This is a genomic window from Sphingomonas sp., assembly GCF_031380695.1.
GTDB lineage: Bacteria > Pseudomonadota > Alphaproteobacteria > Sphingomonadales > Sphingomonadaceae > Sphingomicrobium.
The window spans coordinates 1-3,993 of record NZ_JANMWY010000327.1; the positions used below are offsets into that span (position 1 = coordinate 1).

Annotated in this window: 7 protein-coding genes; 3 read left to right on the forward strand and 4 right to left on the reverse strand. The window is 68.3% G+C overall.

Annotation, left to right across the window (positions count from 1 at the left end; all coding sequences use genetic code 11):
* The first annotated feature begins 153 nt into the window (after positions 1-153).
* Entirely contained in the window at positions 154-528 is a 375-nt protein-coding gene (locus RMN84_RS11790) for a hypothetical protein (protein WP_309612361.1), read from the forward strand.
* A gap of 4 nt (positions 529-532) precedes the next feature.
* On the opposite strand, the gene RMN84_RS11795 is transcribed toward RMN84_RS11790, so the two are convergent.
* Genes RMN84_RS11795 through fmt form a run of 3 tightly spaced genes read right to left on the reverse strand, consistent with a single transcriptional unit; the run spans position 533 to position 2,472 of the window.
* A complete protein-coding gene (locus tag RMN84_RS11795; protein WP_309612362.1) occupies positions 533-832 on the reverse strand; it encodes a hypothetical protein in 300 nt (99 codons plus the stop codon).
* Between the two features lie 9 nt (positions 833-841).
* On the reverse strand, positions 842-1,582 hold the full coding sequence (truA, locus tag RMN84_RS11800) for a tRNA pseudouridine(38-40) synthase TruA (RefSeq protein ID WP_309612363.1): 741 nt from the start codon (positions 1,580-1,582) through the stop codon (positions 842-844).
* Positions 1,579-2,472: a methionyl-tRNA formyltransferase gene (gene fmt / locus RMN84_RS11805; protein ID WP_309612364.1), complete on the reverse strand. Its 894-nt coding sequence runs from the start codon at positions 2,470-2,472 to the stop codon at positions 1,579-1,581. Before fmt ends, truA begins: the two co-directional genes overlap by 4 nt.
* A gap of 46 nt (positions 2,473-2,518) precedes the next feature.
* Between fmt and recR the strand changes: the two genes are divergently transcribed.
* Both recR and def read left to right on the forward strand, forming a co-directional pair.
* Positions 2,519-3,115, forward strand: coding sequence for a recombination mediator RecR (gene recR, locus RMN84_RS11810; protein ID WP_309612367.1), 597 nt, complete (start codon positions 2,519-2,521; stop codon positions 3,113-3,115).
* Between the two features lie 31 nt (positions 3,116-3,146).
* Entirely contained in the window at positions 3,147-3,686 is a 540-nt protein-coding gene (gene def / locus RMN84_RS11815) for a peptide deformylase (RefSeq protein WP_309612365.1), read from the forward strand.
* On the opposite strand, the gene RMN84_RS11820 is transcribed toward def, so the two are convergent.
* Positions 3,683-3,993, reverse strand: a 311-nt coding sequence (locus tag RMN84_RS11820; RefSeq protein ID WP_309612366.1) for a four-helix bundle copper-binding protein, incomplete at its 5' end; no start/stop codon positions are given. The genes def and RMN84_RS11820 overlap by 4 nt on opposite strands.

Sequence of the window (3,993 nt, forward strand, 5' to 3'; positions counted from 1 at the left end):
CGGAGTTCGTGACGGGAATCGTATTGCCGGTCGACGGGGGGTATTCGGTGTTCTGATCAGTGCCACGGGGCATTGAGTGCGGTTGGCAATTGATCCACGCATCCGGAAATCATGCCGTCGCGTAGCTCAGCCACCAACACAGGGAGCAACGCCATGACCATTTTTCGCACCGCTGTCTCGATCGCCCTTGCCGCCGCCGCAATGTGCGCCACCGCTGCCCACGCCGGACATAGCGAGTTGCAGGTCCCGCCCGCCGACACCTTCATGCTCGGCGGCGACCAGGACGCGGCGATGATGGTCAGCGGTCGCAACACCGGATTGACCCCGGTCGCGATCCTCTCGCGCACGGGCGACAAGGACGTGACGATTGCCACCGTCGCGCCGGGCGGCTCGTTCGAGCATCGCTATGCGGTCGGAGAGATGGCGCTCATCCGCAACCTGTCGGCGACCGCGACGTCGACGCTGAGTGTCGATTTCACCGGATCGGCCGCGACCCTGTCGATGCGCTACGCCCTGCCGCAGAAATAGCGGGTTACAGGGGGATCCTGACTTTCAGCATGATGCGGTTGCTGGGGAAGCCGCCGACCGTCGCTCGCTCGGTCCCGACGCCGACCCTGGCGCCGCCGACTTTGGTCTCGGCCGTCCCGAAGCGCGGGTCGTCCGGGGGCAGGGCGGGGATGCGATACCGTTCCTTGTCGCGCCGGCCGCAAACGACGATCGCGTCTTCCCCCGGCGCGGCACGGTCGCACGCCTGGGTCACCGCGCGTGTGTCATAGACCACCGGCGCGGCGCTCGCCTGGAGCAACAGGAGCAGGCTGATCCCGATACGCACCTCGTGAGGCTAGTTATACCGCGCACTCACGAAATACAGACCCTCGGGCGGCGCGTTCAGCCCCAGCGCCGTGCGGTCCTTCGCATCCAGCGCCGCGCGCATGTCGCCGACGGACCACTGCCCGCGCCCGACCATCATCAGGCAGCCGACCATCGAGCGCACCTGATGATGGAGGAAACTGCGCGCCGCCGCGGCGACGTGCACCTCGCCGCCGACCCGAACGACGTCGAGCGAATCCAGTGTCTTGACCGGGCTTGCCGACTGGCAATGCGAAGACCGGAAGGTGGTGAAGTCATGCTCGCCGACCAGCACCGCCGCCGCCGCCCGCATCACCGCCACGTCGATTGGTGCAGGCACATGCCACACCCGTCCGCGATCGATCGCCGGGGGCACGCGCCGGTCGAGGATGCGATACAGATAGCGCCGCTCGACGCAGGAGAAGCGCGCGTGCCAATCGTCGGCGACGGGGGCGACGTCCAGCACCGTCACCGGCAGCGGCCGGACCAGCGCGTTCAACCCCTCGCGCAGTTGATGCGGCGTGAGCGGCTTGGCGATGTCGGCATGCGCCTCCATCGCCAGCGCATGGACGCCCGCATCGGTTCGCCCGGCGCCATGCACCGCTGCCCGCTCCCCGGTCATCGTCGCGATCGCGTGCTCCAGCGTCGACTGGACCGACGCGCCGATCGCCTGCCGCTGCCAGCCGACGAACGGCCCGCCGTCATATTCGACCGTCAGCCGCCAGCGGGTCATATGAGTAGCGAGGGGAGGGCGAAGCCGCGCAGCAACTCCGCCGACGTCATGGCGCCGCGACCGGCGCGCTGCACCGTCACCAGGCGCAGCGCGCCGGAACCGCACGCGATGGTCGCTGCGTCGATCACTGTCCCTGGTGATGCGTCGCCCGCGACGGCGTCGGCGAACAACAGCTTGATCCGCTCGCCGTGGGCCTCGAACCAGGCACCGGGGGCAGGGGCCAGCGCGCGCAATTTTCGCTCGATGGTCGCGACATCGAGCGACCAGTCGATGCGCGTCTCCGCCTTGTCGATCTTGGCGGCATAGGTCGCGCCTTCGGGCTGGACCACCGGCGGATAGCGCGCCGGGTCCGCCAGCCATTCGACCATCGCCGCCGCGCCGACTTTCGCAATCTCTTCCGCCAGTTGCCCGGCGTCCTTGCGATCGATCGCAATCTCGCGGCGGATCAGCATCGGCCCGGTGTCGAGTCCCTTTTCCATCGCCATGATGGTCACCCCGGTCACCGCATCCCCCGCCTCGATCGCGCGCTGCACCGGCGCCGCCCCACGCCAGCGCGGCAACAGCGAGCCGTGGACATTGATGCACCCGAGACGCGGTGCGTCGAGGATCGGCTGAGGCAGGATCAGCCCGTAGGCCGCCACCACCGCCACGTCCGCGCCGATCGCCGCGAAGTCCGCCTGCGCCGCTACGTCCCTCAAGCTGACCGGATGCCGCACCGCCAGACCCAGCGCCTCGGCCCGATCGTGCACCGCTGTCCGCCGCTCGGCCTTGCCTCGCCCGGCCGCGCGCGGCGGCTGGGTATAGACGCACGCCACGTCATGCCCCGCCGCGACGACGGCGTCGAGCGTCGGCACGGCGAAGGCCGGCGATCCCATGAAGATGATCCGCATCGCTCGCCCTATGGCGCGGGCCGCGAAAAATTCCTATCTCCCCCTCGTGGCCGGCCGCGAACTCGAAACCTTGTCCCAGGCACTGGCCCGGCTTCCCGGCTTCGGTCCGCGTTCGGCCCGGCGCGCGGTGTTGCACCTAGTCAAGAAGCGTGAATCGGCGCTCGAACCGCTGCTGGCCGCGCTTCAGGCGGTGGCGGAGAACCTCGTCACCTGCTCGACCTGCGGCAATGTCGATACGGTCGATCCGTGCGCTTTGTGCAGCGACCCGCGCCGCGACACCCGCCTGCTGTGCGTGGTCGAGGAAGTGGCCGACCTCTGGGCGCTCGATCGCTCGCGGCTGTTTCCGGGTCATTATCATGTCCTTGGCGGGCGTCTTTCAGCACTCGAGGGCATTCGTCCCGAGGATCTCGGGATCGACTCGCTCGTCCGCCGCGTCGCGGTCGGTGGGATCGATGAAGTCGTCCTGGCGATGAACGCTACGCTCGAAGGGCAGACCACCGCCCATTACCTTGCCGAGCGGCTCGACGCGTTTCCGATCCGCCTAACCCAGCTCGCCCACGGCCTGCCCGTCGGCGGCGAGCTCGACTATCTCGACGAAGGCACGCTCGCCCAGGCGCTGCGGGCGCGGCGCCCGGTCGCTTGAAACCCCGTCACCAAAAGACTAATTTGCCGCCATGGCCATCCTGCGCATCCGCGAAATCCCCGACCCGCTGCTCCGCGAGAAATCGACTCCGGTCGAGGCGGTCACCGACGACATCCGCGCGCTCATCGCCGACATGTTCGAGACGATGTACGACGCGCCGGGCATTGGCCTCGCCGCGGTCCAGGTCGGCGTGCCCAAGCGACTGCTCGTGATGGACATCGGCGAGCCGGCGGAGGAGGGCGGCGAGCCGGTCAAGGAGCCGCGCGTGTTCATCAACCCCGAGATCGTCACCCATAGCGACGATGACGTGCCCTATACCGAGGGCTGCCTGTCGGTCCCGGACCAGTATGCCGAAGTCATGCGCCCCGACCGCATCCGCGCCAAATGGCTCGACGAGCAGGGCGTGGCGCATGACGAGATGCTCGACGGCATGCTCGCGGTCTGCCTGCAGCATGAGATGGACCACCTCGAAGGCGTGCTGTTCATCGACCACCTCAGCCGCCTGAAGCGCGAGATGGTGCTCAAGAAGCTCGCCAAGGTGCGGAAAGAGCGTGGGTTAAAAGCGGCCTAAGCCAGCGTCGCCGCCGCGTTGCGGCAATCCGTCGCGCATTCGCGGCACATCTGCGCGCACAGCTTACAATGCTCATGGTCGTGCTTCTCGCACTCGGCCGCGCACGCCTCGCACATCCGCGCGCACAGCTCGAGCAGTTCGCGCAGCATCGGCTGGTCGTCGCCGGTCCGCCGCACCGCCAGCCGCCCGGTCGCCTCGCACACGTCCGAACAGTCGAGGCACATGCGGATGCACTGCGTCATGTCCCCCATCTTCGTACCATGGGCTTCGGCCATGCAGGCATCGGCGCACGACGCCGCCATCTTGG

Coding starts and splice junctions, on each gene's coding strand:
- truA (WP_309612363.1), bottom strand. CDS start 1,582: ATGACCCGCTGGCGGCTGACGGTCGAATATGACGGCGGGCCGTTCGTC.
- fmt (WP_309612364.1), bottom strand. CDS start 2,472: ATGCGGATCATCTTCATGGGATCGCCGGCCTTCGCCGTGCCGACGCTC.
- def (WP_309612365.1), top strand. CDS start 3,147: ATGGCCATCCTGCGCATCCGCGAAATCCCCGACCCGCTGCTCCGCGAG.
- RMN84_RS11790 (WP_309612361.1), top strand. CDS start 154: ATGACCATTTTTCGCACCGCTGTCTCGATCGCCCTTGCCGCCGCCGCA.